The organism is Salinisphaera sp. G21_0 (genome assembly GCF_017744115.1).
GTDB lineage: Bacteria > Pseudomonadota > Gammaproteobacteria > Pseudomonadales > Endozoicomonadaceae > Endozoicomonas.
The window spans coordinates 1-583 of record NZ_JAGHQW010000257.1; the positions used below are offsets into that span (position 1 = coordinate 1).

Here is a 583-nt window from a genome sequence, read left to right on the forward strand (position 1 = left end):
CTTTTGCGTTTGCGGCTGGTTGACGGCTCGTCTCTTCCAGCTTCAGTGGATGTTAACCGGGATACAGTATCTGCGGTTGCTGAGGAGGAAGGTGACTGCATGGTTTGTTTGGAGGTCCTCCCTGTTTTCAATTGGAGAATCGTTTGGATGAAAGTCTCATACTGACTGTATTTTCAGGGTTTGCGCTCCACGCAATCCCCCATAGCAACAAATTTCGTCCGGCCTGATATGGGGTAACGGCCAAACACCGGCATGATGTTTACTGAAATACTACACCGTTCCAGTGAGAGGCCGCCCCGATGGAAGTATGTCAGCCGCTGGCTAAAACCGCTAATTCTTGCCACGCTCTTGAGCAGCTCGAACTCATGTTGACTCGTCTGCGCCAGCATCATAATTCGATCCGGCACTTTGAAGATTATGAAAACCAGGTCCATGCTCTTTTTGCTCAGGCAGAGTGTGAGGTTCTTGCAAATGATCTGGCTTCACTCGACGTCGATGCACCAGCCAGTTTGTGTCATGACAACTGGTTTATCCTTGTAGGAACTCTTCAAGCCAGACATGGTTGTTGTTGACCCGTTCTGAC

General features: G+C 49.6%; 1 protein-coding gene. It reads right to left on the bottom strand.

All coding sequences use genetic code 11. From position 1 onward, the window contains the following. Window positions 1–173: 173 nt before the first annotated feature. A complete protein-coding gene (locus J7439_RS25940; RefSeq protein WP_209204943.1) occupies window positions 174–434 on the bottom strand; it encodes a hypothetical protein in 261 nt (86 codons plus the stop codon). Between the last annotated feature and the right edge of the window lie 149 nt (window positions 435–583).